The sequence below is a fragment of the Telluria sp. ZB4P36 genome, from assembly GCF_059685865.1.
In genome coordinates this window covers 1-2,748 of the sequence record NZ_JCASIE010000048.1, presented here as the reverse complement: position 1 = coordinate 2,748, position 2,748 = coordinate 1, and the positions used below count along the sequence as shown (strand labels likewise).

Here is a 2,748-nt window from a genome sequence, read left to right as displayed (position 1 = left end):
CCATAGCAAGTCGGTCCCACCCCTTCCCATCCCGAACAGGACCGTGAAACGACTTTGCGCCGATGATAGTGCTGCAACCAGTGTGAAAGTAGGTTATCGTCAGGCTAGTTATAAGAAAAACCCCACCAGGTGATCCTGGTGGGGTTTTTTGCTTTGTGGGATGGAATCATCACTCTGGCCGCTTTCATGTGCTGAGAGCCAGTTGCAATGCAGTGAAGTTCCCCCCTGGAACAGAAGCTCAAATAATGTCGCCATGAAGGCGGTGAGTTGACTCAGCTTTGTTGGACACACAACAAGTCCGGCCCTCATCAACCCTTTCCCGCTTTCAAGATCGCTTCCCGTTAATCCGGGAAAACCCCATTTCTATCCGCTGCAGCAATTCCCAAATAACTCGAGTGAACCTCGGAAATAAATTTCCCGAGGTTTGTCGATTTTCGACGCTCTCAACATATCTGAGGAAGCTCAACTGCAGGGAGTGTACAAGGCTTATCTTGAATTGGCGCCTTGCGTTTGCATCGAGCCCAAGAGCTACCTATAAGATCGTCACAATCCGTTTCTGAATGGCATAGACATAAGCGCTGGCAATCCAAAAGAGCAAAGGAAGGAGGTGTCAAAACTGGAGCGGCATTGTTATTAAACGAAAGTAAATCTTTTCCCCAGCTTCTTCCGGCAAGTCAATCAATTGTTGGCTGTTGCCCGAGGGCTAACACGCTCTGGTCTTGCCGCGAGCAGTTCGCGAGGCTTTTTCGGCCAGGAATGGAGAACATCATGCATGCATTACTAAACCGCGATTTCAAGGAATTCGCTCGTGATTCCGGCGGATCCCAGGCTCCTGAAACGACAGCCGGAACGAATGCCCGACGAAGAGCGTGTAGCTGGCTTTCGGGAAAATTGTTAGCGCTACTCATGCTGATCGTACTGCTCATTGCACTGCCATTCAATCCGGCATTTGCTCAAGTGGCACCGTCCTTAGGTACCGCCGGCAGCTTCGCAGTGCTGGGCGGCCAGACAGTCACGAACACCGGCCCGACCATCCTCAACGGAGACCTCGGTGTCTTTCCGGGCAGCGCGATCACGGGCTTTCCACCTGGGATCGTGACCGGGGCGATACACGCCGGCGATGCGGTCGCACAAAGTGCCCAGGCGGACACCACGACTGCCTACAACAACCTCGCGGGTCAAGCGTGCACCACCACGTTTGGTGTGCCAACCGATCTCGCGGGCATGACGCTGGTGCCCGGTGTCTACTGCTTTGCGTCGTCGGCATCGCTGAGTGGCACGCTGACGCTTGACGGGCAGGGCGATCCGAATGCGGTGTTTATCTTCAAGACCGGGAGCACGCTTATTACCGGAAGCAACGCGTCCGTGGTGCTCATCAATGATGCCCAGTCTTGCAACGTGTTCTGGCAGGTGGGCAGCTCTGCCACTATCGGTACCGGCACGACCTTCGCAGGCAACATCCTCGCGTTGACGAGCATTACCTTGACCACCAACGCAACCCTTGCAGGCAGGGCTCTGGCGCAAAATGGTTCAGTGACGCTCGATTCGAACATCGTCACCCCGACGGTATGTATGACCGCGTCGGTGTCAGTGAGCAAAGCATTTACTCCCGCAACCATCGCCGCTGGTGGAACGTCCACTCTAACCCTCACCTTGAGCAACACTGGTAGCGCGCCAGCCGCCCTGACCGCACCGTTCAGCGACAACTTGCCCACCGGCGTCACAGTTGCGGCGGCGCCCGGCGCCACCACTACCTGCGGCGGGGTGGTCACGACCTCCGCCTCGTCGGTGACGCTGACTGGAGGCGCGATCGCTGCGAATGGCTCATGCACAGTGAGCGTGAACGTGACTGCGGCTGCCGGGGGGGCGTATATTAATACCGTGCCCGCCGGCTCATTGCAAACCACCAACGGCAGCAATACCGGACCGGCCACTGCGACCCTCACGGTGATCCCGGTAACGCCGCCATCTTCGGTGACACTAGGAAAAGCGTTCGGCCCGGCGAGCATCACGACGGGTGGATTCTCAACGCTCACCATTACGTTGAACAACACCGGTCTCCTTCCAGCTATCCTTACGGCACCGCTCGTCGACACCTTGCCCACCGGTGTAGTCGTTGCCTCGCCAGCGAATGCGGCCACCACTTGCGGCGGGAACGTCGCAGCCGCTCCCGGTGGATCGACGGTGACCTTGAACGGGGGGATCATTCCTGCCAACGGTTCCTGCACAGTGACGGTTCGGGTGACTGCGAATGCGGCAGGCTACTTTACCAACACCTTGCCCGCCGGTGCCTTGCAGACGACGAACGGCAGCAATACCGCGCCGGCGGTGGCGACCTTGACGGTCACCAAGAAGCACACTCCGCCGATCGTGAAGAAGTCATTCAGCCCGTCCACCATCAAGGAACGCCAGATTTCGGTACTGACCATCACGTTGATCAACCCGAACACCGTGGCCTCCACCCTGACCGCACCGCTCGTTGACACGCTGCCCTACGGAGTGCGGGTGGCGGGCTATGGCGGCGCCAGCACCACTTGCTATGGAACGGTAACGGCGCCCAATGGTGGCTCGACGGTGACCTTGAACCAGGGCACTATTCGCGCAAAGAGCTCATGCATGGTAACGGTCAAGGTGAACCGCCCCGAGTTTTGTGGAGGCTCCATTCTTTGAGAAAATGGAGCTATGAAGAAGCAACCCAAGTATTCCCCCGAAGTCATCGAGCGCGCTGTGCGCATGGTCAGCGAAGCG

At 57.7% G+C, this 2,748-nt stretch carries 1 protein-coding gene and 1 rRNA gene; both read left to right on the top strand.

What is annotated here, in order from left to right:
* Positions 1-105, top strand: a 5S ribosomal RNA gene (rrf, locus tag AC56LK_RS25190); the annotation flags it as partial.
* A 663-nt stretch (positions 106-768) separates the two neighbouring features.
* The gene (locus AC56LK_RS25185; protein ID WP_497187177.1) at positions 769-2,670 is read left to right on the top strand and encodes a DUF7933 domain-containing protein; all 1,902 of its coding nucleotides are present in this window, start codon (positions 769-771) and stop codon (positions 2,668-2,670) included.
* Positions 2,671-2,748 lie beyond the last annotated feature (78 nt).